Source organism: Amycolatopsis sp. NPDC101161 (genome assembly GCF_044768185.1).
GTDB lineage: Bacteria > Actinomycetota > Actinomycetes > Mycobacteriales > Pseudonocardiaceae > Amycolatopsis.
The window spans coordinates 1450295-1476929 of record NZ_JBIWPI010000001.1 but is presented as its reverse complement, the minus strand read 5'-3'; the positions used below and the strand labels follow the sequence as shown (position 1 = coordinate 1476929).

Sequence of the window (26635 nt, the reverse complement as noted above, 5' to 3'; positions counted from 1 at the left end):
CACGTCAGAGCCGATCGGGGTTGATCAGGTCCGGGGCGGTCCAGCCGTCGAGGTCGTACTCGGCCAGGCACTGCTCGGCGAACCCCTTGTAGCCGTCGACCTGCCCGGACATCTGCTGCGCGGTGAGCATCTCGATCCGGACGTTCTCGTGGTTGCCCGAGAAGTTCCGCTCGTAGAGCTCGTTGCGGCCGGCGAACTCGGTGCCGACGGAGTCCCAGATCAGCTTCATCAGCTTGACCCGCTCGACGGCGTCGTAGCCCGACGAACCCCGGACGTACTTGTCCAGGTAGGGCCGCAGCTCCGGGTTCTGGAAGTCGCTGGCGTGGGAGTTGAGGTAGATCAGCGCGCTGCCCAGGTCCTGGTGGATGATCTCGCGCACCCGCGGGTAGCCGATCGTCATGAACCAGCGGTAGGCCATGCCGTAGTCGAGCTTCGGCAGCAGCGCGCCGTCCTTCCACGGGTCCGGGTTCAGCGCCATCGCGTCGCTCAGGCCCCAGAACATGTTGCGCCACGCCAGGACCTCGCCGATGCGGGTCTGGATGCCGCGGAAGTCCTTGGTGCCGGTGACGTCGACGCCCTTGAGCAGCAGCCCGGCCAGGAAGTCCAGCTTGACGGCCAGCCGCGTCACGCCGTGGAACGTCGAGCGGTTCAGGAACCCCGACGCCGACAGGAAGGTCGCCGCCTTGGCCTGGTCGCCGTAGACGAAGACGTTCTCCCACGGGATCTTCACCTTGTCGAGCACGAAGATCGTGTCGTTCTCGTCGAGGCGGCTGGACAGCGGGTAGTCGAACGGGCTGCCCATCGTGTCGGCCTGCAGCGCGTACGACGGCCGGCAGATCAGCTTCAGCCCCGGCGAGTCCATCGGCAGCGTCGCCACCAGCGCGAACTCGCGCTTCTTCACCGGCAGCCCGTAGTGGGCGATGAAGTTGCCGTGCGTCAAGGCGGACCCGGTCGCGACGACCTTGGCTCCGCTGACGACCAGGCCGTCGTCGCGCTCCTCCTCGACGTGCACGAACACGTCCCCGACGTCGTCGGCCGCCTTGTGCCGGTCGACCGGCGGGTTGATGATCGCGTGGTTCCAGAACAGGACCTTCTCCTGCGCCTCGGCGTACCAGCGCCGGGCGTTGCCCTCGAACTCGCCGTAGTAGCCCGGGTCGACGCCCAGGGTGGCGAGGAAGCTCGCCTTGTAGTCCGGGCTGCGGCCGAGCCAGCCGTAGCTCATCCGGGCCCACTCGGCGATCGCGTCCCGGTCGCCCAGGAGGTCCTTTGTGGACTTCGGGGCGCGGAAGAACTTGTGCGTGAACCCGCCGCTGCCGGTGTCGGTCGGTGTGGTGAGCACGTCCTTCTTCGCCGGGTCGTGCAGGGCGTCGTACAGCCGGGCGGTCATCCGCGCGGTGTTGCGGAACGCGGGGTGCTTGGTCACGTCGTCGACGCGCTCGCCGTAGGCCCAGATCTCGCGGTCGTCGCGGATGCTTTCCAGGTACTCGTCCCCGGTCATCGGCCGGGTCGTCGTCTCGCTCACTTGGCTGCCTCCCATCGGTGCGGCGCCGCGAAGGGCTGCGGCGCGATCGGGTCGTCCAGCGACCACGACCAGTGCGGTGCTTCGGGTTCTTCGGCCAGGCGCGGGAACTCGCCGCCGAAGAACAGCAGCGGCCGTCCGCCGGCCAGGTCGAGGCCGGTCACCTCGCCGACGTGCAGCACGTGGTCGCCGCCGTCGTAGGCGCGCCACGGCGTGCACTCGACGTGCCCGACCGTGCCCGCGAGCCGCGGCACCGGCGAGTCGAGGTCGGCCCACGGCACGGCGTCGTCTTCCAGGGGCTTGCCCGCGAAGTGCAGGGCGACGTCGCGCTGGTCCTCGGCCAGGATGTTGACGACGAACGGGCCGTCGCCGAGGTGCTGGACCGAGCGGCTGCGCCGGTCCAGCGAAACGAGCACGAGCGGCGGGTCCAGCGACACGGACGTGAACGCGTTGACGGTCGCGCCGCGCACCAGCTCGCCGCGGCGGTAGGTCACGACGGTGACGCCGGTGGTGAAGTGGCCGAGGAAGGCCCTCAGCCTCGCCCGGTCGAACGCCGGGGCGGTCGTGGTCATGGGGTTCCTCCTTCGGTGGCGTGGTCGACAGCGTGGTCGACGACGTCGCGCAGGATGGCCGGCCCGTCCTCGGTGAGGAACGACTCGGCGTGGAACTGGATGGTCGCCAGCCGCGGCCCGCGCAGGCCGATGACCTGGTCGTCGAGCCCGCGCACGACGTCGGCGGGCGCGCGGCCGGGCACTTCGACGCGGTCGTCGGGAGTGCGCGCGGCGAAGCTGTTGTAGAAGCCCACCGCCCGCCGCTCGCCGTCGATCGTCACGTGCGCCTGACGTCCTTGGTTGGGCCGCGCGAGCCGCTGGACGGGCAACCCCAGTTCGGCGCAGAGCACCTGGTGGCCCAGGCAGACCCCGGCGAGGGGGCGGCCCGAGCGCAGCAGGTCCGCGGCCAGCGCGCGCAGCCGGCCGACCTTCGCGCCCTCGACGTCGTTGGGATCGCCGGGCCCGGGGCCGAGCAGCACGAGGTCGTGCTCCGGCAGCTCGCCGGCGTCCCACGGCACGGTCGTCACCGCGCAGTTCACCGACTTCAGCTGGTAGGCCAGCATCGCGGTGAACGCGTCTTCGGCGTCGACGACCGTGATGCGCACCCGCGAGCCGCGGCCGGGGCGGGCGCCGTCGAGCCAGAACCGCGACTTGCCCCGGTTGCGGGCCTTCAGCGCGGAGCGCACCTCATCGGACGACGTCGGCGGCGGGGGTGTCGCGGACTGGCGGGCTTCGCCGGACAGCGACTTCAGGACGGCCGACACCTTCGCCGTCGTCTCGGCGGCTTCCGACAGCGGCGCGGACTCGCGCACGATCGTCGACCCGGCCGCCAGCCGGACGTCGCCGCCCGGCGAGATGTCCGCGGTGCGGATGAGGATCGCCGAGTCCAGCGAGCGCCGGCCGTCGTCGTCGCTGCCGACGAGCCCGATGACGCCGCTGTAGTAGCCGCGCCCCTTCGGCTCGTACCGGCGGATCACCCGGCAGGCGTTGACCAGCGGGCTGCCGGTGACCGTCGGCGCGAGCAGCGTGTGCCGCAGCACCTCGGTCAGCGGCTTGCCGGTCTCGCCTTCGAGGGAGTACTCGGTGTGCGCGAGCCGCGACATGCGCCGCAGCCGCGGCCCGGACACCCGGATGCCGCGGTCGCACAGCTCGGCCATCATCTTGAGCTCCTCGTCGACGACCATGCAGAGCTCGTCGGCCTCCTTCTCGTCGTGGAGGAACTCGAGCAGGCCGCCGGCGTCGGCGCCGCCTTCCGGGTAGCGGTAGGTGCCGCTGATCGGGTTCATCGTGACCGTGCGGTCGAACAGCCGGACGTGCTGCTCCGGCGTGCTGCCCAGCAGGTAGCGCTCGCCGGTGAAGACCAGGAACGTCCAGTACGCGCCGGCTTCCGCGCCGAGCAGGCGCTTGAACACCGCCCGCGCGACGTCGTCGTCGAAGCCCGGGAACCGGCCGCGCAGGCTGCGGGAGAGCACGAAGTTCGCGCCCTCGCCGGCACCGATCTCGTCGTCGAGGATCCGCTCGACCGTGCGGGCGTACTCGTCGTCGCCGAGGTCGAACGCGCGGTTCTCCAGCGGCGGGGCGTGGTCGGGCAGCGCGGCCAGGGTCTCGGCGACGGTCAGCGTCGCCTGCGACTCGATGTCCATCACCTGCAACGGAACCTGGTCGTCCGGGCAGTCGTAGCCGCGCTCGGCGAGCTGCCGGTACGGGAGCAGGACGAGCTTGGTGTGCCGGCTGCGGCCTTCCCACGACCCCTCGTCGAGCGTCAGGTCGGCCAGCCGGCCGGCCGTGCGGACCGGGCCGGAGACGACCTCGACCTGGTCGCCGCGGCCGCTGCCGGGCCGGTGCAGGATCGCGTACGGCGACCCCGCGCGGATCGGCAGCCGGCTCACGCGACCACCGCGCCTTCCAGCTGCCCGGCCAGCGCCGCCGTCGTCGTGGCGACCGCGCAGTTGCGGGCCGCGTAGTCGACGGCCAGCCGGTGCTCGTCCGGGCCGAAGTCGGCGACCGCGTCCGCGACGAAGAACGTCTCGATGTCGTGCGTGAACGCCTCGACGGCCGTGACCAGGCAGCCGACGTGGGCGTAGATCCCGCAGACGATCAGCTGGTCGCGCCCGGCCCCCCGGAGCCGGTCGAGCAGGTCGGTGCGGTGGAACGCGCTGTAGCGCCACTTGGTCAGCACGAGGTCCGCCGGTGTCGGCGTGAGCTCGTCGATCACCTGCCGGTCGGCCGGGGTGGCCTTCATGCCCGGGCCCCAGATGTCCTGCAGCAGCCCGCGGTCCTCGGGCGTCATCGAGCCGGGCTGGGCGGTGTAGTACACCGGGATCCCCAGCCGGTCCGCGGTTTCCCGCAGCCGGACGATGTTGCCGACCAGCGTGCGCCGCAGCTCGCCGTCTTGGGCGTAGAAGCCGACGAAGTAGCGCTGCATGTCGTGGATCAGCAGGGCCGCGCGGCCCGGGTGGGCCCGCCAGCCCGCGGTGCTGACCGGGACGGACGTGGGCAGGTCGTACGGTTCGATCGTGATGCCGCTCATCAGGCCTCCTTTCAGACCGCGCCGAGGGCCGCGCCGCCGTCGACGAGCAGGGTCGCGAGAGTGACGTGCCGGGCTTCGTCGGACAGCAGGAACGCCACGCTGCGGGCGACGTCCTCGGGCGACCCGATGCGCCCGAGCGGGATGCCCAGCCGGAACTGGCCGGGATCGCCGTCCAAAGTGGACTGCGAGCCGGTCTCGTCCGTCCACATGGACCGGAGCATCGGGGTGTCGGTCGAGCCGGGCGCGACGACGTTGCAGCGGATGCCGAGCGGCGCGAGGTCCAGGCCGAGGCTGCGGGTCAGGCTGGTCGCGGCGGCCTTCGACGCGGCGTAGGCGGCCATGTGGCTGCGCGGCACGCCGGCGGCGTTCGACGCCACCGTGACGATCGAACCGGCCTTCCGCGTGGCCATCCGGCGGGAGACCGCCCGGCAGACGTGGAAGACGCCGGTCGCGTTGACCGCGAAGGTCGCGTTCCAGTCCTCGTCGGACAGGTCGGCCACGCGGCCCATCCGCAGCACGCCGGCGACGTTCGCCAGGCCGGAAATGGGGCCGAAGCCGTTCTCGACGCGCTCGACGGCGGCGTCGACCTCCGCGCTGGAGGTGACGTCCACGGTGTAGGTGTAGACGCTGTGGCCTTCGTCCAGCAGCGGCTTCGCGACCAGGGCCAAGGCGGCTTCGTCGCGGTCGAACAGGGCGAGGGTGTGCCCGCGCCCGGCCAGCAGGGTCGCCGTCGCGGCGCCGATCCCGCTCGCCGCGCCGGTCACCAGGGTCACGCTCATGACGCCAGCTCCGTCCTCAGTTCGTGGGTGGCCTCGGGCTGCCAGTGCGCGGTCAGCGCGACGGCCTGGGTCAGGTTCAGCCGCGGGTCGCACAGCGTCGTGTAGCCGGGGCCGCGCGACGCCGTGATGCCGGCGCCGTGGCACTCCGAGATCTCGCTCGGCGACGCCTCCATGTGCAGCCCGGCGCACGCGCCGCCTTCCACGGTGACGATCCGGACGAACTGGCGCAGCTCGTTCATGATGTCCTCGAGCCAGCGGACCTTGAGCCCGTCGTCGGCGACGACCGTGTTGCCGTGCATGGGATCGCACAGCCACAGCACCGGGTGCCCGGCGTCGCGCACCGCGCGCACCAGCGGCGCGAGCTGCCCGATCCGGGCGGCGCCGAACCGCGGGATCAGCGTGAGGCGCCCGGGGGTGCGGAAGGGGTCGATCCGCCCGCACAGCTCGAGGACGTCCTCGATCGACGCCTTCGCGCTCACCTTCGCCGCCACCGGGTTGACCACAGTGGACAGCAGGTGCACGTGGGCGCCGTCCGGGCGCCGGGTCCGCTCGCCGATCCACGGCCAGTGCGTCGACGCGAGGTAGCGGCGGCCGCCCGGCATGCCGCGCACCAGCGGGACCTCGTAGTCGAGCAGCAGGGCCTCGTGGCTGGTCCAGATCCGCTCGGCCGGGTCGGCGCCCGCACCGCGGCCGAGGCGCCCGATCGACGCGCGGACGTCGAGCGCGGCCCGGTGCGCGGCGAGGATCCGGGTGGGGTCGGGGGTGCGGGCTTCGGCCGTCGGCTCGGGGCTGTTGACGATCGGGCCGCGGTAGACCGGCAGCTCCCGGCCGTCGACCTCCTCGACGTTCGCCGAGCGCGGCTTGGCGTACTGGCCCGCGATCCGGCCGACCTCCAGGACCGGGCGGCCGGAGCCGACGCGCATCACCTCGGCGAGCGTGTCGAGCATGCCGACCTTGCGGGCGACCGCGTGGACGCCGGTGTCGGCCGGGTCCTCGGCGCAGTCGCCGGCCTGCAGGACGCAGAACTCGCCTTCGGCCGCGCGGGCCAGCAGGGACCGCAGCTGGAGCACTTCGGCGGGACCGACGACGTCTTCACGCTCGGCCAAGGTGTCGCGGACCTCGGCGAGCGCGTGCGGGTCGGGCCACTCGGGTTGCTGGGCGGCCGGGTAGCCGGTCAGGGTCTCGGCGCTCGGCTCGGGGGTGCGGTGCAGCACCGGCCGGGCGCGTGCGGGCAGCGTCTTCCTCATCGCGCATTCCTTGCTGGAGAGGGAAAATCGGGAAAGAACGGGGGCGATACGGCCTCAGCCGGTGAATTCGCCCGTTTCACGGAAATAGCCGATCATTCTCGTGAACACGGCCGGCGTGATCTCCGGCCAGCGCAGGCCCAGCCGGGCCAGCTCGCGTCCGGTGCGCTCGTTGGCGTAGGTGTTGTCGCCGATGTCGAGCGCGCCTTCCTGGTAGAGCGGGGCCATCGCGGACAGCGGGTTGTCGCGGTCGGCGAGCGCCGCCCGCCACTCCCCCACCGGGATCTCCCGCAGCGGGTACCCCAGTTCGCGGATGGCCCGGTAGACGACGTCGAAGGTCTTGATGTCCGGGTTGAACAGGTGCCAGGTGTCGTTTCCGGCCGGCCGCGCCTTCGCCAGCCGGACCAGGGCGCGGCCGACGAAGTCGACCGGCAGCAGGTCGGTGTCGTGCTCCTCGGGCGGCGGGACGACGCCCAGCTCGAGGAAGCTCTTGACCTGGCGCCACAGGAAGTCTTCGGCCTGCAGGGCGCCGGTCTCGCTGTCGCCGGCGATCCGGCCGATGCGGTAGATCGTCACCGGCACCCCGCGGTCGCGGGCCAGCCGCGCGACCTCTTCGGCGACCCACTTGCTCTGCGTGTAGCCGATCGTGAGGTCGTCGGCGTCGTCCGGGACGTCGTCCTCGGTGATCGCCTCGGCCCGCGGCTTCGGCGAGAACACCGCCACGGTCGAGGTGTAGTGCACCGGCTTGACCGGCCCGGCCGCGGCGAACTCGACGACCCGGACCAGACCGTCCACATTGGCCTGCTTCACCGACGCGTAGGGCGCGACGAAGTTGATGTGCGCGGCCGTGTGGTGGATCGTGCCCACGCGGTGGGCGAGGTCTTCGTAGTCCTTTTCGGACAGTCCCAGCCGCTCGGCGGCGAGGTCGCCCGGCACGGCGGTGACGCGGTCGCGATCGAGGAACTCCCCGATGCCGTAACGGCCGGCCGTCTCGGCGATCCGCTCCCACGCGCTTTCGGCGTCCGACGCGCGGACCAGGCAGTGCACCCGGCCGGTCGTCTCGGCCAGCAGCTCGCGCAGCAGGTGGATGCCGAGGAACCCGGTCGCGCCGGTGAGCAGGACGTCCTCGGCGGTCGCCGGACCTTCGGTGGCCCGGATGTGCTCCGGCAGCTTCACGTCGGCGCGCAGGTCGACGCGGCCGCCGTCGTCGGTGCCGGCCACCAGGGCGTCGATGCGCGCGGCCATCCCGCCGACGGTCGGGTCGTCGAACAGCGTCCGCAGCGGGACGTCGACGTCGAAGCGCTTGCGCAGCCGGTACATCAGCTCGGTCGCGAGGATCGAGTGTCCGCCGGCGGCGAAGAAGTCCTCGTCGAGGCCGACTCCGCCGGTGCCCAGCAGGTCCGTCCACGCTTCGGCGACGGCCAGCTCGGTCGGTGTCTCCGGCGGCCGGGACGAGCCCGCCGTGCCGGGGTCGAACAGGTCCGGCAGCGCCTTGCGGTCGATCTTGCCGCTGGGCGCGGTCGGCAGCGCGGCGAGCCGCACGAAGTGCGACGGCACCAGGTAGTCCGGCAGTGACCCCGACAGCGCGGCGCGGACCGCGACCGGGTCGATCTCGTCGTCGGTGACGAGGTAGCCGGCCAGCCGCCGGTCCCCCGCGCCGAACGCCACCGCGGCGACGGCGGACGCGCGGACGCCGGGCAGCTCGTTGAGCGCGGCTTCGACCTCGGCGGGTTCGACGCGGTAGCCGCGGATCTTGATCTGCGTGTCGGCGCGGCCGAGGTAGTCGAACTCGCCGTCGCGGTCGTAGCGGACCAGGTCGCCGGTGCGGTAGAGGCGCCCGAACGGCGTCTCGACGAACCGTTCGCGGGTCTGCTCGGGCAGGCCGTGGTAGCCGGGCGAGAGCAGATCGCCGCCGAGGTACAGCTCCCCCGGCACCCCGGGCGGGACGAGCCGGCCGCCCTCGTCGAGGGCCAGCATCGACAGGCCCCCGATCGGGCCGCCGATCGACGGCGCCTCCGGCCACCCGGCCGGGTCCCCGGTCAGCTCGTGCGCCGACGCGAGGTGCGTCTCGGACGGGCCGTACATGTTGAGGAACCGGATTTCCGGCCGGCGGGCGAAGAACTCGCGGATCTGCGGGGTGATCACCAGCTGTTCGCCGACGGAGGCGACCTCCACCAGGTCCGGGAACGGCTTGTCCTCGGCCACGGCGGCCAGCTGCTGCACGGCGACGTACGGCAAGTACGTCCGGGAAATCCGGTGGTCGCGCAGGAAGCCGCTGAGCCGGTGCAGGTCCTTCTGCAGGTCTTCGTCGATCAGCACGAGCGTGCCGCCCGCGCAGAGCGTCCCCAGGATCTCCATCACCGAGACGTCGAACGACAGCGTCATGTACTGCAGCGTCCGGCCGGTCGCGCCGATGGGCGAGGTCCGGCGCATGTACTCGACGAGGTTGGTGACCGTGGCTTCGGTGAGCACGACGCCCTTGGGCCGGCCGGTGGAGCCGGACGTGTAGATCACGTAGATCTCGTCGTCGCCGCTCTTCAGCCGCCCCAGATCGGTCTCGTCGGCGGACTCCGGCTCCACGGACTCCAGCACCAGCGCGACGCCGGAGTCGGCGAGCATGTACTCGATCCGCTCGGCCGGGTAGGACGGGTCGACCGGCACGTACGCGGCCCCCGCCTTCAGGACCCCCAGCAGCGCGACGACCATCTCCGGTGACCGCGGCACGTGGATGCCGACGCGGTCGCCGCGTCCGATGCCCTTCGCCCGCAGGTCGCGGGCGAGACGGTTGGCGCGGCCGTTGAGCTCGCGGTAGGTCAGCACGCGGTCGCCGTGCTCCAGCGCGGGCGCGTCCGGGGTGACCGCGGCCTGCGTCTCGAACAGCTCCGCGACCGGGCGGCGGGTGGTGTCCTCCGCCGGCGGCGCGCACCACTCCAGGACCTCCCGCTCCTGCTCTTCCGACAGGAGCCCCAGGTCGCCGACCGTGCCGCCGGGGTGCTCGACGAGGGCGTCGAGCAGCCGGACGTACCGGTCGCCGAACGCCTCGACGGTCTCGCGCTCGAACAACGCCGTGTCGTACTCGAAGACCCCGCGCAGCGCGGTGCCGTCCTGCTCGACGATCAGCGACAGGTCGTACTTCGAGCTGCGGCTGACGTAGAGGTCGAGGTCGGCGTCCAGGCCGAGCCGGTCCAGGGCCGCCCAGTCGGAGTCCGGGAGCACGAACATGGTCTGGAAGACCGGCGAGTGGCTCGGGCTGCGCGGCGGGTTGACGCGCTCGATGACCTTCTCGAACGGCGCGTCCTTGTGCCGCAGCGCCTCGGTGACCTCGGTGCTCGCCTGCGCGTACAGCTCCCGCAGCGGCAGGTCCGCGCGCACGCTGTGGCGGAAGACGACCATGTTGACGAAGTAGCCGAGCATGTCGGCCGTCTCCGGCAGGTCCCGCAGCGAGACCGGGCTGCCGACGAGGAGGTCGTCCTGGCGCGTGTGCAGGTGGAGGAACGCCGCGTAGGCGGCCTCCAGCAGCATGAACAGCGTGACGCCCTCGTCGGCGGCGAGCCGGCGCAGCCGGTCGGTCAGCTCCGGCGGGAGGTCGAAGCGGACGATGTCGCCGCGGTGCGACTGCTCCTGCGGCCGCGGCCGGTCCGCCGGCAGGTCCAGCAGCGGCAACGGCCCGGCGAGCCGCGTCTCCCAGTGCGCGAGCAGCTCTTCCAGCCGCTCCCCGCGGACGGTTTCCCGCTGCCGGCGGGCGAAGTCGCGGTACTGCGGCCGGGGCTCGCCTTCGTCGTAGGCGTCCCCGGCGAGCGCGGCGTGGTAGCGGGTGAACCACTCGGTGAGGAACACCCCGGCCGAGGCCGCGTCGAAGACGATGTGGTGGATGCTGCACACGACGTGCGTCGGCCCGTCGGGCTCGACCGCGCAGACCACCTTGACCAGCGGTCCGGCGGCCAGGTCGAACTCGGTGTCGACGACTTCGGCGACCACGTCGTCCAGTGGCCGGCCGGCGCTCAGCTCGACGACCGAGAAGTCGCAGGCCGGTTCCGCGCCGACGTGCTGGCGGACGTCGCCGTCCTCGGCGGTGAACGTGGTGCGCAGGATTTCGTGGCGGGCCATGAGCGCGCGCAGGCTGTCGTGGAGCACGCCGGTGTCGAGCGGCGTCTTGACGGTGAACACGAACGGCGCGTTGTAGGCCGCCGGGTGCGGCGAGTACTGGTCGATGAACCAGATGCCCCGCTGGCCGTAGGAGGCCGGGGCGGGACCGTCCGCCGGGGTCGCGGTCAGCCCGGGCGGGCCGCCGCGCAGGTCGTCGATGTGGCGCGCCAGGTCGGCGGGATCTTCGTGCCGCCGGACGTCGTCGGCCCCCAGGGTGACCCCCAGCAGCGCACTGAGCAGCCCGGCGAACTGCTCGTGGCCGGCCGCACCGTCGGCGGTGACGCCGGAACGGGTCCGGCGGATCACCGACTCGAGTGGGTTTTCCATGGTGTCAGTACCTCTCCGATCATCGCGGCCCCCCGTGCGTCGGTTCGGTCTGCCGGCTCAGCGCGCGGGAGCGCCCGCTCGCAGCGACTCGATGTGCTCGGCCAGCCCGCGGACGGTGCCGTGCCGGAACACGTCTTCGGGGCGCACTTCGACCGCGAAGACCGACTGCAGCCCGGAAGCGAACTTCACGAAGTGCAGGGAATTGCCGCCGTGCCCGACGAACGGGTCGGTGGCGGAGTAGTCGTCGGTGCCGATGATGTCGCGCCACATCTGCAGGATGACCGTTTCGAGGGGGTTCGTCATGGGCTGCTCCTTTTCTTCCCGGGACCGGGCGCGCGGGTCGTGCAGGGCGGCCCGGTCGATCTTTCCGTTGAGGTTCGCCGGCATCGCGTCGAGCCGGCGGAAGTCCGAGGGGATCATGTACTCCGGCAGGGAGTCGGCGAGCTGGGCGATCAGTTCGCCGGTACCGATCTCCTGACCGCTCCAGGTGGTGTAGAACGCGACGAGGCTCTTTTCGTTGGCCTCGTTGCCGAACGCCTTGACGACGGCGTGCTCGACGTCGTCGAACGACTTCAGGGCGAGCTCGACGGCGCTGGTCTCGACGCGGAACCCGCGGATCTTCACCAGGCTGTCGGACCGGCCGACGAGCACGACGTCGCCGTCGGGCGTCAGCCGGGCCAGGTCGCCGGTGCGGTAGCGCGCGCCGCCGTCGATGAACTTCTCGGCCTGGACGTCCGGCAGGTCGAGGTAGCCGTTGGCGACGCCGAGGCCGCCGATGACCAGCTCGCCGGCGTCGCCGGGCGGGCACGGCTTGAGGTCCTGGTCGAGCACCTCCATGGTGACGCCGGACAGCGGCTTGCCGACCGGCACCCGGTCGAGGTCGCGGACCGCCGGCGTGACCGGGTACAGCGACGAGATGGCCGAGTTTTCGGTGCAGCCGTAGCCGTTGAAGATCGCGGCGGTGGTGTGTTCCGCGGCCGTCGCCAGGTGCGCCGGGGACGGGAAGTCGCCGCTGACCATGATCACGCGCAGCCGGCGCAGGACGTCGAGCTCGTTGTCGACCAAGAGGTTGAACAGTCCACAAGGCAGGCTCAGCACACTGACCCCGCGCTTCTCGACGACGTCCCGCAGATCGGACAGCGACGGCAGGCCGGGCGGCAGGAGGACGAGCTCGGCGCCGTTGAGCAGGCTCAGCCAGAACTCGTTGCCGGACGCGGCGAAGGAGAACGCGGCCAGCTGCACCAGGCAGTCGTCCGGGGTGACCGTCAGCTTCGGGTCGGCGACGGCCAGCCGGGCGAGGCCGCGGTGGGCCAGCCGGACGCCCTTGGGCCGTCCGGTGGACCCGGAGGTGAAGAGGACGAACGCGTCGTCCCCGGCGGCCGGGGCCGTGGGCAGGTTGCCGTCCTCGTGTGAAGCGCTTTCCCCGACGAGGTCGGCGACGTGCGCCTGCCGGACCGGAAGATCCGCCTCGGCCAGCGACGGCTGTCCCTGGTGGACGACCGTCCGCAGGCCGGTCGCCTCGACGATGTGGCGGATCATCCGGGCCGGGTAGGCCGGGTTGAGCGGGACGACGCAGCCGCCGGCCTTGAGGACCGCGAGCAGCGTGACCACGAGGTCCGTCGAGCGGTCGAGGAAGAGGCCGGCCGGGGCGCCGTCGCGGACCTGCATCACGCGCAGGGTCCGGGCGAGCCGGTTGGCGCGGGCGTTCAAGTCCGCATAGGACACTTCGGGGCCGTCGCCGCTCAGGGCCGTCCGATGTGGATGGTCGGCGGCGGCGCGCTCGAACAGCCGCGGCAGCACGAGTTCTTCGCGCCCGGCCGGATTTCCGTCGACGGGCATGGATCCCCCTGTCCGATGCCGCCGCGCACGGCGGCAGCAATGATCAATTGAGATGAGATGATTTCTTTTCAGCAACCAGTATGCAAAGGGCCCGGAGGACTGTCAACCCGCCGGAAATCGTCGAATACTCAAATAACCGAGGGTCGCGCTTATCGTCTGAAAACGATTACCTGAGAAAATGGTGAATAGCGGTGAATTCGCGCGCGAACGGTACCGGCCGGCGCTGGTGCCGCAACTCGGGCGCGGGGATCCGGGGTGGATTGACGACCATCAGCGGTGCGCGCTGCTCCGATCGGCGCAACGGGGGCGCGGGGGCCCGGCGTGCACACCGCGTGACATCGCCGCGGCCGCGTTTGGGCACCCCGGAGCCGGGGAATCCGCCACACGGTGTGCACGTCTGGGGGCCGGGCGTGACCGGCGCGGCTCAAACGTCGCGGAGCGGGAAAGGCTGGGGTGTGGAGTGCAGCGAGTCGGCGACCTTCTGGCAGAGCTCGGCGAACAGGCTCGCCTCGCCCGCGGTCAGCGCGGCGCCGGCGACCTTCGCGGTCTCCCGGCGGCCCTGAGCTGCGCGCATGAGGAACTCTTCGCCCTCTTCGGTCAGCGACGTGGTCTGCTCGCGCCGGTCGGTGCCGCGCGAGGCCTGCTCGATGAGGAACTGGTCCTTGAGCACGCGCAGCAGCTTGGACGTGCTCTGGCGCGAGATGCCCAGGGACTCCCCGATCGCCGAGGGCGTCATCGGGCCGTGGATCCGCAGCGTCTCCAGCACGTCGTACTGCGACCAGGTGATCTTCTCCGGGGTCGCGCGCGTGCGCCGCGCCACCAGCACGCACTGGAGGTAGGAGAGCGCGTTCTCCAGCTCGCCGGGACGGCCCGGCGGGGCGGTCGGGGAACCGTGGAACTTCGTCATTGCCCACCTCAGCTTTCGAGGAAAAGCGCACCGCAGTCGGAAGGTCAGAGGATATCACTTCCCGTTCGCCCGCAGGTCACCCTCGAGGCACGGCACTCCTCGCGCGGCCGCGAAGGACTCGAGCTGGTAAAGTGATTGCCGAACGGAAACCAATCGTCCGATCGACCCCGGTGCCGCGCACGCGCCGTCCCGGGACGAGGAGGCGCAGGTCATGGCGAACGGGCAAACCCGGCGCACCGGCGGCCACATCGTGCTCGAGGGTGCGTGCGAGAACAACCTGAAGAACGTCTCGCTCTGCATCCCCAAGGGCGAGATCACCGTGTTCACCGGCGTGTCGGGCTCGGGCAAGTCGTCGATCGTGTTCGACACGATCGCGGTCGAGTCGCAGCGGCAGCTCAGCGAGACCTTCAGCTGGTTCATCCGCAACCGGCTGCCCAAGCACGAGCGGCCGCGCGCGGAGCGGATGAGCAACCTGTCCACGGCGATCGTCGTGGACCAGAAGCCGATCGGCGGCAACGCCCGCTCGACCGTCGGCACGATGAGCGAGATCCACGCGATGCTGCGCGTGCTCTTCTCCCGATACGGCAAGCCGAGCGCGGGGTCGTCGAACCTGTACTCGTTCAACGACCCCCAAGGCATGTGCGAGGAGTGCCAGGGCCTCGGCAAGACCACGAAACTCGACCTCGACCTGCTGATCGACTACGACAAGTCGCTCAACGAGGGCGCACTGGACTCGCCGCTGTTCGCCATCGGCACCTACATGTGGCAGCTCTACGCGCAGTCCGGGCTGTTCGACCCGGACAAGCCGCTCAAGAAGTTCACCAAGAAGGAATGGGACCTGCTGCTGCACGGCGGCGGGTTCCGGGTGGACCGCTCGGGCAAGCGGCAGAACTACTCGAACGAATACGAAGGCGTCGTCGTCAAGCTCACCCGCCGCTACCTCAAGAACGGCCTGGACACGCTCAAGGAGCGCGACCGCCGCGAGGTCGAGAAGATCGTGGTCGAAGGGCCGTGCGCGGTGTGCAAGGGCGGCCGGCTGAACAAGGCGGCGCTCGCGTCGAAGATCCACGGCAAGTCCATCGCCGACCACTGCGCGATGGAGGTCAGCGAGCTGATCGCCGAGCTGAAGTCGCTGGACATCCCGGCGGCGAAGTCGGTGCTGGCCGGCGCACTCGCGGCGCTCGAACGCGTCGAAGCGATCGGGCTGGGGTACCTGAGCCTCGACCGCGAGACCTCGACGCTGTCCGGCGGTGAGGGCCAGCGCCTCAAGACGGTCAAGCACCTCGGCAGCAGCCTCACCGACCTGACCTACGTCTTCGACGAGCCGAGCGTCGGACTGCACCCGCGGGACGTGCACCGGCTCAACGAACTGCTGTGCGAGCTGCGGGACAAGGGCAACACGGTCCTGGTCGTCGAGCACGACCGCGACGTCATCGCCATCGCCGACCACGTCGTCGACATGGGCCCCGGCGCGGGCACGCACGGCGGCGAGGTCGTCTTCGAAGGCACGGTCAAGCAGCTGCGGCGAGCGTCGACGCTCACCGGCAAGTGCCTGACGCACATCCCCGGGCTCAAGGAGGAGTTCCGCGAGCCGACCGGGCAGCTGCCGATCAAGAAGGCGGCCCTGCACAACCTGCACGACGTGACCGTCGACATCCCCACCGGCGTGCTCACCGTCGTGACCGGGGTGGCGGGGTCGGGTAAGAGCACCCTCGTCTCGGGAGCGCTCCGGCAGCAGCACCCCGACGCGGTGATGATCGACCAGTCGGCCATCGGGGTGTCGACGCGCTCGACGCCGGCGACCTACCTGGACGTCATGGACGTCATCCGGAAGCTGTTCGCCGAGGCCAACAACGCGCAGCCGGGCCTGTTCAGCTTCAACTCCGAAGGCGGCTGCCCGGAGTGCAAGGGCCGCGGCGTCATCGAGACGGACCTGGCGTACATGGACCCGGTGACCACGATCTGCGAGGCGTGCGACGGGCAGCGTTACCGTCCCGAGGTGCTGGACAAGACGTTGCGGGGCAAGAACATCGTCGACGTCCTAGCGCTGACCGTCGAAGAGGCGCTCGGCTTCTTCGACGAGGAGGCGATCACGCGCAAGCTGGAGCTGCTGGCCGAGGTCGGGCTCTCGTACTTGACGCTCGGGCAGCCGCTGTCGACGCTGTCCGGCGGCGAGCGGCAGCGCGTCAAGCTCGCGCACCGGCTGCGGGAGACCGGCAACGTCTACCTGTTCGACGAACCGACCACCGGCCTGCACATGGCCGACATCGGGCACCTGCTGGACCTGCTGGACCGCTTGGTGGACGGCGGCAACACGGTGGTGGTGATCGAGCACGACCTCGACGTCGTGAAGCACGCGGACTGGGTGATCGACCTGGGCCCGGAAGCCGGGCGCCACGGCGGGCGCGTGCTGTTCGAGGGGACGCCGGAGAAGCTGCTGAAGGACCGCAAGTCCTACACGGCCGAATACCTGCGGGCGGACCTGAAGAACGCCTGAAAGACGCTCTCGGCAGCCGCGGTGGCGGATTCCCGCCGCCGCGGCCTCCGCACGACCGCGCGGTCGGCTGACCGCGAAATGATTTCCCGCCGTATTCGTTAACTGTCCACAAAGGACTTGCTAACTCGTGGATTTTAGTTGATCCACAAGGTAAACGGTTGACACTTCACCCTATCGCGTGATTACTATGGTTGCCTGAAAGCAACCATCGGATAGGAGATGCGCATGTCCCGTGGCACGACCAAGGACCGCCTCCCCGACGGGCAGCTGCGATTCGGCTTCATGTGGCTCAGCTCGCCGACGCCCACCGCGACGTCCAAGGCGGTCGCCGACCGCAACCCGGACTCGCTCGACCCGGCCACGCAGATGGACCTCGCCCGCCGCGTCGAAGACATCGGCATGGACTACGTCTTCTTCGCCGACGGCTACATCACCCACGGCGAGAACAGCGCCCGCATCGGGCACGCCCAGCCGCACATCTCGGCGCCGATCTACGCGCCGGTCGTGATGGCCGCGACGCAGCACATCGGCGTCGTCACCACCATGCACACCCGGTACCTCTCCCCCGGCGTCATCGCCCGCCTCGGCGCCAACCTGGACGCGCTCAGCGGCGGCCGCTGGGGCTGGAACATCGTGCCCGGCTGGAAAACGCCGGAAGCCGAGTTGCTCGGCGCGCCCACCGACACCGACCACGACCTGCGCTACAAGATCACCACCGAGGCCGTGGAAGCCGTCAAGACGCTGTGGGCTTCGCGCGGCGAACACGTCGAGTTCCACGGCGAGTACCACGACCTGCGCGGCAGCCTGATCGGCCCCCACATCGAGCAGCAGCCGTGGCCGTGCCTGTTCAACGCGGGCGTCTCGGCCGCGGGCCAGCAGCTGATCGCCGAGACCTGCGACTTCGCGTTCACGCCGTTGCCCGACGACTACTCGAAGGTCCGCAAGACCGTCGACTCCCTGGCCGAGCGCACCGAAGCCGCCGGCCGGGACCCCCTCGACGTCAACATGGCGGGCGCGGTCGGCGTGCTGCTCGGCAAGACCGACACCGAGGCCCAGGAGAAGTTCTCGTGGGTGCGCGACTCGCTCGACATGGGCGCCGCCCGCGACATCGCGACCGAGCTGATGGGCGGCAGCGAGACCTACCAGGAGAACTACGAGGGCGAGTTCGACGACATCGCCCGCACGCTCGGCCTCGCGTGCGGCAGCAAGGTGCTGGTCGGGTCGCCGGAGACGGTCGCCGGGCAGCTGCTGGACCTGCACCGCGAGACCGGCGTGCGCGGGTTCATGTTCCTGCCGGTGATGTACGAAGCCGAGCAGATCGAGCTGATGGGCGAGGTCTTCCCGTACCTGGAGAAGGCGAACGTCTGGACCCCGCCCGCGGAGCGCGGCTGGAGCTGGTGACGGTGCCCGCCCCCACCCCCGCCGACCTGCGCCGGCACCTCGGCGAGGACCTGCGCGGCCTGCGCCCGCCCCGGACGGCGATCGTCGTCGGGGCGGGGCTGGCGGGCCTCGCCGCCGCGTACGAGCTGCACCGGGCCGGCTGCGAAGTCACCGTCCTCGAAGCCACCGAACGCGCCGGCGGCCGGGCCCGCACCCTGCGGCAGCCGTTCGCCGACGGCCTGCAAGTCGAGGCCGGGGCGATGACCGTGACGCCGGAATGCCACTACGTCACCCACTACCGGCAGCGGCTAGACGTCGGGCTGGACCGGTCGGACCTGCTCGACCAGGACTTCTCCTACTTCGTCGACGGCCGGTTCGTCCGGCCGGACGCGGATTCCCTGGCGGCGGCGGGTCTTCCGCTCGCCGAGCACGAGCGCGGCCTCGGCGTGCCGGAGCTGATCGCCCGGTACGTCACGGCGGCGGCCGACGAGCTCGGCGCCGAGCTGACCGCCCCGCACTGGGCGCCCTCGGCCGACCTCGAGGAGCTCGATCAATCCTCTGTGGACGAAGTGCTGCGCGCCCGGGGCGCCTCGCAGACGGCGATCGACCTGATGGAACCGATGTTCCTGGAGATGCGCGGCGGCGACCTGCTTTCGGCGTCGGCGTTGTCGTGGCTGCGTCATGAAAGCGGTTACCGCTCGCTGCTGACCTCGACCGAAGGGTGGGGCAAGATCGCCGGCGGCACCGACGAGCTGCCCCGCGCCTTCGCCCACGAGCTGCGCGACCGCATCCGCTACCGCGCCCCGGTCGTGCGGCTCGACCAGGACGACGACTCGGCCACGGTGACCTACCTCGACCACGGCCGGCTGGCCCGGGCCACCGCCGACCGGATCGTGGTGACGGTGCCGTTCAGCGCGATCCGCCACGTCGACGTCAGCCACGCGCGGCTGACCGACGCCAAGATCGAGGCGACGCGCAAGCTGCGGTACGCGTCCATCGTCCGGGTGTACCTGCAAGTGCGCGAGCAGTTCTGGAAGGGGCACAACGTCTCGGTGTCGACGGACCTGCCGATCCGCTGGGTCCGCGACGCGACGGCGAACCAGCCCGGCCCCAGGCGGATCCTGGAGGTCCTGATGACGGGCTGGCGTGCCCGCGCGATCGCGGCGATGACCGGCGAGGAGCGCGTGCGGTTCGCGCTGGACCACGTCGACACGATGTTCCCGGGAGCGCACGAGCAGTTCGAGCTGGGGGTTTCGGTGGCGTGGGACCACGAGCCGTGGATCGAAGGGTCGTACGTCCTGCCCGAGCGCGGCCACAGCAAGCTGATGCCGGCCATCCGCGCGCCGGAGCACCGCATCCACTTCGCGGGTGAGCACACGAGCTTCGAACCCAACGGGGGGTCGATGAACTACGCGCTCGAGTCGGGGGTCCGGGCGTTCGTCGAACTGAGCACCGCGGCCTGAGCCGCCGTGTATTTTTCCGCGGCCCCGCGCCTCTCCTCACCAGGAAGTCCAGGTGAGGGGGCGAACTCCGATGAAGGTCTGCTGGGGCGCGGCGGTCGCGGCCGTGGTTCTCGTGGCGGGGTGCGGCGGGACGTCCGCGCCCGGAAACCCGACGGTGACACCGGGTGAACCGGCTCCGGTGACGCCCGGGGTCCCGGAGCCGCCCCGGGGTTCGGATTCGCCTCCGCCCGGGGCGCTGGGCAGCCCGATCGAGTACGACAGCACCCAGGTGGGGTCGGGCGACCGCCTGGCCGGGGACGTCCGGGAGTCCCTCCAAGGACAACTGGACGAAGCCACCCGGGGCTTGGGCTGCCCGCGCCCGCGGTGCGGCATCACCGTCGTGATCGACGGCCGGGCGACCGCTTGCGCCAAGCGGCTCACGCCGGCCAAGGAGGTCCGGCGTGGCGGGGTCATCACCGTCCACACCGGACCGTGCCCGGACACCCGGGAACCGGCGCCGCCGGCGGAAAGTACGTCGGACTCGCCTTCGGAAACACCGTAGGCCCCCGTGCCCGGTCGCAGCGTCCGCCGCACCGGCCTGCGGCGGCCCTTGCCCGAGGACGGCGCTGCCCGCGCGAAGGCCGGGGCCTCGCAGGCCGGCAAGGTCATCGTGTCGGTGGCGGCGAACCTCGCGCTGTCCAGTGCGTTGCTGTACTTCTTCGGGCTCGTCTACACGCAGAAGTTCTTCGGCTACTTCCGGGTGCACTACACCGTGCTCGACCAGTCCTCGGACGAGATCCTCGCGCGCGGCGCCTTCGGGCTGCACCTGCCGATCGGCGCCGCGGCGGGGATCGGGCTCGGCTCGTTCGCCGTCGTCCGGCTCGCGCGGTTCCTGCTGCCGGACCGGATCCGGGCCGGGCTGGCCCGCTTCGGTCCGCCGTTCGCGACGATCGCGGGCCTGGCCCTGGTCGGGGTCACCGTGCCCGAGGTGCTCGGCGTCGATCCGTTCGGCTTCCACGCCGGGTTGCCGGGGCTCGCGTTCGCGGCCGGCGTGGTCCTCGCGGTGGTCGGCTCGCGCCGGCTGGCACCCGGCGAACACGCCCCGGCGTTCCTCGTCGCCGAATGGACCACCACGTACCTGCTCGTCGCGTTCGGGCTGTTCTGGGCGGTCTCCGACTACTCCGCCCAGGTCGGGATCCGGGAGGCGTACGCCACGGCGGCCCGGATCTCCGCGATGCCGGCCGTGACCGTCTACAGCGAGCGCGGCCTCAGCCTCGAAGCGGACGGTGTCCGGCAAGTCGTGTGCGCGCAGCCGGAAGCCGCCTACCGGTACCGGTACACGGGGTTGAAGCTGCTGCTCCAGTCCGGCGGGCAGTACGTGTTCGTCACCGCGCGCTGGCGGACGTCGGACGGCGTGTCGTTCGTCGTCCCCCGCTCGGCCGCGCTGCGCCTGGAGTTCGCCCCGCCCGGCACGAGGCCGAGCGGGACGTGCTGACCCTCAGAAGCCCGGGAACACCCGGCGCAGGTCGTCGAGCGTGACGCTCCCCTCGACCGTGACGCCCTGGTCGTACGGCGCCTTGAGCCGGCCGCTGAGCAGCCGGACGAACGCCTCCACCGGTCCGGTGAACGTCGCCGACGGCGCCTCCAGGTGGTCCACCACGGTCACCGAGTCGTCGATCACCAGGCCGCCGCCGGGCACCGCGACCGACACCGGGTTCGCCAGCTCGGCCGGCTTCGCGAAGAAGCCCACCAGGAAGCCCACCGGCCCGGCCAGGAGGTCGACGATCACCTCGGCCGACTCGGCGGACACCCCGGCCGCCGGGTCGAACGCCACCCGCACGTCCCACGAGTGGTTGGCGACCTCGTTGAGCCGCATGCCCAGCGCCGTCACCAGCGGGACCGGCTCCGGCAGGAAGCCGAGGTCGACGGTCAGCGACGAACGCTGCTCGGCCGTGAGCGCCTCGACCGTGTCGAGCCAGCGGGCGTTGTGCTCCAGGAAGCCTTCGGCCTGCGCGCGCGGCGTGGACGAGTCCCAGCGGGCCCAGATCGTCGGGTTGTCTTCGGCCTCGACGGTCTCCCCCGCGGCCCGGGCGATGGGCGCGCGGCCGATCTCCGCGCCGCTGCCGAGGTGGGAGACGGCCTGGGCGACGGTCCACTCCTCGGCGCCGCTGGGCGCGGCCAGCTGCTCGTCGGTGAGGGTGCGGACGAGGCCGGCGAGCACGTCGTGCTCGGCACGCAGGGCGGCGATCGTGCGGTCCACGAGTTGGTTCATGCCCACCCTCAACTCGCGGGTGGACGCGGATGTTCCGCGGATCACCCCCCGATTCGGCGCGTACCGGTGTCCGTGCGGCCGAACAGCCGCTGGGCGACGGTCTCGCACACTTCGGCTCCGTACCGGTGCCCGTCCCCCTGCTCCGGGTAGTGCACCATGACCGCGAGCACCCAGCGGTCCCAGATCGCCAGGCAGTCCACCGCCCACCAGGTCCCGTGCCGGGTCCAGCCGTTCCCGACCGCCGGGCGCAGGCCCGCTAAGGCGGGCGCGGCCGGGATGCCGAACGCGCCGCCCGCGTCGACCGGCCGCATGAGGTCGAGCAGCTTGTCCCGCCACCGCGGGCTCAAGCCCGGACCGCGGGCCACGCACCGGCCGAGCAGGCTCGCGTCGGCCGCGGACATCGTGGTCTTGGACCACCAGCCCGGGTGGATCACCGTCTCGCGCAGCCCGCAGGTCCGGATCATCCGCGCGATCGAACCGTCGCCGCCGAGCCGGAGGTACAGCGTCCGGGCGGCGCGGTCGTCGCTGCCGCGGATCATCCGGGTCACCCGGCCCTCGTCTTCGATCGAGATCCGCGAGTCCCGCGTAGCGAGGTAGTCGACGGCGATCCAGATCTCGACCAGGGATTCGGCCGCGGTGCGCAGGGCCCCGTCGCCGACCACGGCGCCGGTGTCGAGCTCCCGCAACGCCCACGACCATTCGCCGCGGACGTCGACGGCCACCTCGGCCCGCTTCGGGCTCACCGCGATCGTGGCCGGCGACGGTGGTACGGAGGAAACCGGAAGTTCCGCCGCCGCGGGCGTTCTCGCGGGGCGAAGCCAGACCGCCGCGGTGAGCGCACCGAAGACGAGGCCGGCCACGACGACGAGCACGGAAACACGCATCGGGACCCCCTCGGCCGGGCGAGGGCCGCGCTCATCGGTTGAGCCGGACCGAATTCAGCAACGCCAGCGCGGCCGCTTTGTTGGGGTACGAGCTGTTCATTTCGAGGGTGTACCCGCCGAGTTTCCGGCTCTGGTGCGCGGGCAGCGGGTCTTTCGGGTCGACGCCACCTGTCGATTCACCGGTGCCGGTCAGGAACACGAACAGGGAGAAGCACCGGGGGTCGAGCGGTGCCAGGTTCGCTTCGAGATCGGGGCAGAGCACCAGGGTGTTGGTCTCGGGCTCGCTGGTGAACCCCGCGACCTTCTGCCCGTCGGGGACCTGCAGCGACTTCAGCGGGGACGCGAGCACCGGCGGCGTGGTGCCGATCTTCGCCAGCAGGGCGAGCATCTGCTCGGCCGTCACCGGCTTCGTGGTCCGCACCCGGACCCACCGCTGCGGGCCGTCCTGCCACATGACCGTCTTCGGGTGCGCGATCTGGGCGGCGGCCGTGGGTTTCGCGGGCAGCGCGCTTTCGGGGGCGCGGCCGTCCTCGACATCGATGTCGAACCCGTACTGGTGGTCCTGGCCGTAGTGGAGGCTGGCGGAGTGCGGGTGGACGGCCCAGAACAGCAGCTCCCAGGACTTGTCCTCGAGGCTGATCGCCGGCGCGGCCGGAGGCACCTTGGCGGCGTCCGGTGCCTCGCTCGCCGCGGGGCTCGCGAGGGTGGCCGGCGGCGTCGCCGGAGTCCCCCGGTTCAGCAGCCCGACGGCCCCCGCGCCGAGGGCGGCCACGGTGAGCGTCACCGCGGCGACGCTGGTCGCCCGCCGCCGCCGGATCCGCCGGGTGGCGCCGGCGAGCACGGCACCCGGGTCGGGGGCCAGGTACTCCCGGTCGCGCAGCACGCGGCGCAGCTCGTCGAGGTCGGTCATCACACGCTCTCCTTGCCTTCTTCGATCCCGACGCGCAGCGAGCTGAGGCCACGCGAGATGTGACTGCGCACGGTCCCGGGCGCGCACCCGAGGACGGCGGCGATCTCGGCGTCGTCGCGGTCCTCGTAGAACCGCAGCACGATCGACGCCCGCTGGGCCCGGCTCAGCCGCGCGAGCAGCCCGCTGAGCTGGTCGGCATCGGCGATCCGCCGAGCCGGATCGGGCGCGGTCGGCTCCCGGATCCGGGCGACGTCCGCCGTGGGGTGCACGGACCGCTGGTACCACCGGCGCCGCCAGCCGAGATAGCCGTTGACGACCATCTTCCGCAGGTAGAGCTCGGGCCGATCGGCCGCCGCCACCTGCCGCCACCCGCGGTGCGCCCGCACGAGCGCGTCCTGGACGACGTCCTGGGCCAGCTCCCGGTCCCCGGTGAGAACGGCGGCGAACCGCACCAGGCCCGGCAGCTGCTCGCGCGAGAACTCTTCGAACTGCACACCCTTAAGATGCCGCTGCCCCGGTGGGCTGTTGCAGTTGCGGCGGAGATTGTTCGGACCACCGAGAGCGGCGGTCCCCGGCGACTCAGACGCTGAAGCGGTCCGGGTCGGCCTCGGCCCAGTCGCGCGCCCACTGCTCGGGCGGTTCCGACAGCAGCTGCCCGGGGGCGAGCCAGTCGTAGAGCTCGGCATACGACAGCACCCGGTGCGGGTCGACGCGGCGGCGCAGCATGTGCGGGCGCAGCTCGGCGGGGAATCGCACGCCCATCGACGCCATGATCCGCTGGGCGCCGGTCACGGTGGCGCGCTGGAAGCGCTCGACGCGCAGGGACTTGTCCGCGACGTCCAGGGCGCGGGCGCGCCGGGCGTCCTGGGTCGTGACGCCGACCGGGCAGGTGTTCGTGTGGCAGCGCTGCGCCTGGATGCACCCGACGGCGAACATCATCGCCCGCGCCGCGTTGGTGTAGTCCGCGCCCTGCACCAGCCGCTTGACGATGTCGGCGCCGGTGGCGACCTTGCCGCTGGCGCCGATCTTGATCCGGTCGCGCAAGCCGGTGCCGACGAGTGCGTTGTGGACGGTGATCAGCCCTTCGGTCAGCGGCGTTCCGATGTGGTCGGCGAACTCCAGCGGCGCGGCGCCGGTGCCGCCCTCGGCGCCGTCGACGATGATGAAGTCCGGCGTGACGCCCTCGGCGAGCATGGCCTTGCAGACGGCGAGGAACTGCCGACGCGAGCCGAGGCAGAGCTTGAACCCGGCCGGCTTGCCGCCGGCCAGCCGCCGCAGCTCGGCGAGGAACAGCACCAGCTCGCGCGGGGTCGAGAAGACCCGGTGGTACGGCGGGGAGATGACGGTCTTGCCCTGGGGCACGTCGCGGACGCGGGCGATCTCCGCGTTCACCTTGCCACCGGGCAGCACGCCGCCGATGCCGGGTTTCGCGCCCTGGGAAAGCTTCAGCGACACGCACTTGACGGCGTCGTGGGCGGCTTTGTCGGCGAATTCGGCTCGGTCGAAGTCACCGTCGCCGGTGCGGCAGCCGAAGTAGCCGGTGCCGATTTCCCAGACGAGGTCACCGCCGTGCCGGAGGTGGTATTCGGACAGGCCGCCTTCGCCGGTGTCGTGGGCGAAACCGCCGAGTGCCGCGCCTTTGTTGAGGGCGAGGATGGCGTTGGCCGAAAGGGAACCGAAGCTCATCGCCGACACGTTCAGCAGCGCCATGTCGTACGGCCGCGTGCAGTCCGGCCCGCCGATCCGGATCCGGGGCGGGTCGTCCGGGGGCGCGACCGGGGCCATCGAGTGGACGAGGGATTCGTAGCCGTCGGCGTAGACGTCGCGCTCGGTGCCGAACGGCTCTTCGGCGTCGGTGCCCTTGGCCCGCTGGTAGACGATGCTGCGAACGTCCCGGTCGTAGGGGCGGCCGTCGAAGTTGCGTTCGACGAAGTACTTGCTGCAGCTCGGGCCGCACGGCTTCGAGGAGGAACCGCAGGTGCCCGAGCACCGGGTAGTTCCGCAGGACCGAGTGCTTGCGCTGAACCAGATCCCAGCAGCCGATGGCGGCGAGCACGAGCAGCGGCACGGCGAGCAGCCACCACCACGGGCCGGCGGCCACGGCGAGCGCGCCGGCGCCGAACGCCAGCAGGACGAGCACGGCGACCGCACCGAATCTGACCACGAACCGAAAGCTATCCGCGCCGTCGCCCGGGTGCAGCCCGAGCGCACCGTTCGGGGTGTTCACGACACCGATGAGGCATTCGTCCCACGGCGAGCGTCGCCGCGACGGCCGAGTCCGCTGGCCCCTCCGGCCGATCCTCCACGCCGCAGCCGGCGCGTGCGGCCCGGCGGCGTCAGCGTCGAACGGCAAGTACCGCTTTCGCCTCAAGGCCGGCAACGGCGAAGTCGTCGCTGTCGGCGAGGCCTACGAAAGCAAGTCGAGTGCGCGAGCCGGCTGCGAGGCCGTCCAGCGAGCCGCCGCCGGAGCGTCGATCGTCGAAACCGATTCCTGATTCGCGGCAACCGGGCTGGAGCGCGAGACCCGCGCTCCAGCCTCAATTCAGCTGAAGTCCCCGGCGTGGTCCGCGGCCCACTCGGCGAAGCCGCGCGCCGGGCGGCCGGTGACCTCCCGGACGGTCTGCGTCGTAGGCTGCGGACGATCCACCAGCGCCGCCAGCCGCCGGATCCGGGCCTCGATCACCTCGGCCGACCCGACGCTGCCGAGCCCGCGTGCCTCGAACGCCGCGGTGAGCTCGCGGCGGTAGTCGTCGAGGTCCTGGGTTTCGACGCGGACCGGCCGTCCGGCCACCCGGCCGAGCACCGACGCCTGCTGCCGCACCGTGAGGGACTCGGGACCCGTCAGCGCGTACGCCGCACCGAGGTGTCCGGACGACGTCAAGGCGCACGCGGCGACGGCGGCGATGTCGGCTTCGTGGATCAACGCCGAATGCGAATCCGGGAAGGGGTCGCGCACGACGCCGTCGCGGACGGACCTGGCCCACAGCAAGCGGTTGGCCGCGAACCCGCCGGGGCGCAGGAAGGTCCACGGGATCCCCGAGTCACGCACCGCCTGCTCGGCTTCGCCGTGGGCGCGGGTGATGGCGTCGTCCGACGCCGGATCCGCGCCCAAGGCCGACAGCAGCACGACCTGCGTCAGGCCGCTCGCCCGGGACAGGAACCCGTCGAGACCCGCGGTCCCCGCATACAGGAACGCCTTCGTGACGCCGTCGAGGGCCGCGTCCCAGCTCTCGGGCCGGGCCAGGTCGGCCGCGACCACCTCCACCCCGCCGGGCAGCCGGGCCCCGCCCGGGTCGCGCCCGGCCGCCCGGACCTCGTGTCCGCCGTCGAGCAGTTGTCCCACCAGCGCGCGGGCGACGTTCCCGCGGGCGCCGGTCACCAAGATCGTCATGCGCTCAGACTCGCCGC

At 71.6% G+C, this 26635-nt stretch carries 21 protein-coding genes; 6 read left to right on the top strand and 15 right to left on the bottom strand.

Annotated elements, in window-relative coordinates:
- Positions 1-4 precede the first annotated feature (4 nt).
- The 9 genes from ACIRSS_RS07185 to ACIRSS_RS07145 all read right to left on the bottom strand — a co-directional run bounded on the left by ACIRSS_RS07185 (position 5) and on the right by ACIRSS_RS07145 (position 13842).
- Positions 5-1537, bottom strand: a complete 1533-nt coding sequence (locus tag ACIRSS_RS07185) for a 4-hydroxyphenylacetate 3-hydroxylase family protein (protein WP_400891620.1) — start codon at positions 1535-1537, stop codon at positions 5-7.
- Complete coding sequence (locus ACIRSS_RS07180; protein ID WP_400891618.1) at positions 1519-2091, bottom strand: flavin reductase family protein; 573 nt, start codon at positions 2089-2091, stop codon at positions 1519-1521. Before ACIRSS_RS07180 ends, ACIRSS_RS07185 begins: the two co-directional genes overlap by 19 nt.
- Positions 2088-3959: an anthranilate synthase family protein gene (locus ACIRSS_RS07175; protein ID WP_400891616.1), complete on the bottom strand. Its 1872-nt coding sequence runs from the start codon at positions 3957-3959 to the stop codon at positions 2088-2090. Before ACIRSS_RS07175 ends, ACIRSS_RS07180 begins: the two co-directional genes overlap by 4 nt.
- Positions 3956-4600 (bottom strand): isochorismatase family protein, encoded by a 645-nt coding sequence (locus ACIRSS_RS07170; protein WP_400891614.1) that lies wholly within the window; start codon positions 4598-4600, stop codon positions 3956-3958. The genes ACIRSS_RS07175 and ACIRSS_RS07170 overlap by 4 nt, the downstream gene beginning before the upstream one ends.
- A gap of 11 nt (positions 4601-4611) precedes the next feature.
- Entirely contained in the window at positions 4612-5379 is a 768-nt protein-coding gene (locus tag ACIRSS_RS07165) for a 2,3-dihydro-2,3-dihydroxybenzoate dehydrogenase (protein WP_400891611.1), read from the bottom strand.
- Complete coding sequence (locus ACIRSS_RS07160) at positions 5376-6626, bottom strand: 3-deoxy-7-phosphoheptulonate synthase (protein WP_400891608.1); 1251 nt, start codon at positions 6624-6626, stop codon at positions 5376-5378. The genes ACIRSS_RS07165 and ACIRSS_RS07160 overlap by 4 nt, the downstream gene beginning before the upstream one ends.
- Before the next feature lie 54 nt (positions 6627-6680).
- A complete protein-coding gene (locus ACIRSS_RS07155) occupies positions 6681-11096 on the bottom strand; it encodes an amino acid adenylation domain-containing protein (RefSeq protein WP_400891605.1) in 4416 nt (1471 codons plus the stop codon).
- A 57-nt stretch (positions 11097-11153) separates the two neighbouring features.
- Entirely contained in the window at positions 11154-12935 is a 1782-nt protein-coding gene (locus ACIRSS_RS07150) for an amino acid adenylation domain-containing protein (protein ID WP_400891602.1), read from the bottom strand.
- A gap of 424 nt (positions 12936-13359) precedes the next feature.
- Positions 13360-13842 carry a MarR family winged helix-turn-helix transcriptional regulator gene (locus ACIRSS_RS07145; protein WP_400891599.1) on the bottom strand — a complete coding sequence of 161 codons (483 nt, stop codon included), beginning with the start codon at positions 13840-13842 and terminating at the stop codon, positions 13360-13362.
- A gap of 211 nt (positions 13843-14053) precedes the next feature.
- On the opposite strand from ACIRSS_RS07145, the gene ACIRSS_RS07140 reads away from it, so the two are divergent.
- The 5 genes from ACIRSS_RS07140 to ACIRSS_RS07120 all read left to right on the top strand — a co-directional run bounded on the left by ACIRSS_RS07140 (position 14054) and on the right by ACIRSS_RS07120 (position 20656).
- Positions 14054-16339, top strand: coding sequence for an ATP-binding cassette domain-containing protein (locus ACIRSS_RS07140; protein ID WP_400891597.1), 2286 nt, complete (start codon positions 14054-14056; stop codon positions 16337-16339).
- Between the two features lie 225 nt (positions 16340-16564).
- On the top strand, positions 16565-17740 hold the full coding sequence (locus ACIRSS_RS07135) for an LLM class flavin-dependent oxidoreductase (RefSeq protein ID WP_400882861.1): 1176 nt from the start codon (positions 16565-16567) through the stop codon (positions 17738-17740).
- A gap of 2 nt (positions 17741-17742) precedes the next feature.
- Positions 17743-19182, top strand: coding sequence for a flavin monoamine oxidase family protein (locus tag ACIRSS_RS07130; protein ID WP_400891595.1), 1440 nt, complete (start codon positions 17743-17745; stop codon positions 19180-19182).
- Positions 19183-19234: 52 nt separating this feature from the next.
- The gene (locus tag ACIRSS_RS07125) at positions 19235-19723 is read left to right on the top strand and encodes a hypothetical protein (protein ID WP_400891592.1); all 489 of its coding nucleotides are present in this window, start codon (positions 19235-19237) and stop codon (positions 19721-19723) included.
- A gap of 6 nt (positions 19724-19729) precedes the next feature.
- Positions 19730-20656: a hypothetical protein gene (locus ACIRSS_RS07120; RefSeq protein ID WP_400891589.1), complete on the top strand. Its 927-nt coding sequence runs from the start codon at positions 19730-19732 to the stop codon at positions 20654-20656.
- Between the two features lie 3 nt (positions 20657-20659).
- On the opposite strand, the gene ACIRSS_RS07115 is transcribed toward ACIRSS_RS07120, so the two are convergent.
- From ACIRSS_RS07115 to ACIRSS_RS07095, 5 genes are all read right to left on the bottom strand, one after another.
- Entirely contained in the window at positions 20660-21433 is a 774-nt protein-coding gene (locus ACIRSS_RS07115; protein ID WP_400891587.1) for a maleylpyruvate isomerase family mycothiol-dependent enzyme, read from the bottom strand.
- A 41-nt stretch (positions 21434-21474) separates the two neighbouring features.
- Positions 21475-22317, bottom strand: coding sequence for a serine hydrolase (locus tag ACIRSS_RS07110; RefSeq protein WP_400891585.1), 843 nt, complete (start codon positions 22315-22317; stop codon positions 21475-21477).
- Positions 22318-22348: 31 nt separating this feature from the next.
- Positions 22349-23227 carry a hypothetical protein gene (locus ACIRSS_RS07105; RefSeq protein ID WP_400891583.1) on the bottom strand — a complete coding sequence of 293 codons (879 nt, stop codon included), beginning with the start codon at positions 23225-23227 and terminating at the stop codon, positions 22349-22351.
- Positions 23227-23721, bottom strand: coding sequence for a SigE family RNA polymerase sigma factor (locus ACIRSS_RS07100; protein WP_400891581.1), 495 nt, complete (start codon positions 23719-23721; stop codon positions 23227-23229). The genes ACIRSS_RS07105 and ACIRSS_RS07100 overlap by 1 nt, the downstream gene beginning before the upstream one ends.
- Positions 23722-23806: 85 nt before the next feature.
- A complete protein-coding gene (locus ACIRSS_RS07095; protein WP_400891578.1) occupies positions 23807-25378 on the bottom strand; it encodes an FMN-binding glutamate synthase family protein in 1572 nt (523 codons plus the stop codon).
- Between the two features lie 83 nt (positions 25379-25461).
- Here ACIRSS_RS07095 and ACIRSS_RS07090 point away from each other — a divergent pair, with 83 nt between their 5' ends.
- Positions 25462-25722: a YegP family protein gene (locus ACIRSS_RS07090; protein ID WP_400891575.1), complete on the top strand. Its 261-nt coding sequence runs from the start codon at positions 25462-25464 to the stop codon at positions 25720-25722.
- A gap of 47 nt (positions 25723-25769) precedes the next feature.
- Here the strand turns inward: ACIRSS_RS07090 and ACIRSS_RS07085 are convergent, their stop codons facing one another.
- Positions 25770-26618: an NAD(P)H-binding protein gene (locus ACIRSS_RS07085; RefSeq protein ID WP_400891573.1), complete on the bottom strand. Its 849-nt coding sequence runs from the start codon at positions 26616-26618 to the stop codon at positions 25770-25772.
- Positions 26619-26635: the final 17 nt, after the last annotated feature.